We start from the raw sequence: 681 nt of genomic DNA on the forward strand, positions 1-681 counted from the left end.
CTGTTAATTCCTGATGCATTTAATCTTGTAGATATACTAGAAAAAGTTTTGTCATCAAAAATTCCAACCATAAAATTTTTGTGTTCTGAGCATACATAAGTTCCTGATCCTGGAACGGAATAAAGTATACCATCTTCTATAAGAGATTGTATAGCCTTTTTTATTGTCATTCTATTCACGCCATATAATTTTGCGAGTTCTCTTTCGCTTAATATAGCTTCACCTGCTAAAAATTCATCATTGTCAATTTTATCTTTAATAGATAATTTTACTTTTTTATAAATTGGTATGTTATCGTTCATAAAACCGCCTTTCGAGTAATTACCAGCCTAAAAATTCATAAGGTAATATGTTAAGTGTTTGTTCAATGTATAATTTGTAATCTAAATATTCATAATTGGAAATCCAACGACAAACCTTTTGGTTTTCGTCTAGGGCTATTAGCTGAGATTCAAACTCATTAGAATCTCTAATGTATATTTTCCCTGTTTTTTCTTTTGAGTTCTTTAAAACCATAGCTATAATATCATTAACATTTTCAGAATCAACTGTTGTTGAGTTACAAAACATATATATATTTAAAATTGAAGTATGATCTGATGTGTAGTTATATAGTAATATGGATTGCATAATTTGGGTAGATTCTTCTATGTTAAGACGTTTTGCTATTTTTTTTGTTGC

At 28.2% G+C, this 681-nt stretch carries 1 protein-coding gene; it reads right to left on the reverse strand.

Going from position 1 to position 681, the window contains the following annotated elements:
* Nucleotides 1-302 (reverse strand): GntR family transcriptional regulator (locus GPX08_RS00015; protein WP_156624213.1); only part of this gene is annotated, 302 nt, incomplete at its 3' end.
* Nucleotides 303-681 lie beyond the last annotated feature (379 nt).

The sequence above is a fragment of the Clostridium tertium genome, assembly GCF_902652255.1.
Taxonomy (GTDB): Bacteria; Bacillota; Clostridia; order Clostridiales; family Clostridiaceae; genus Clostridium; species Clostridium tertium_A.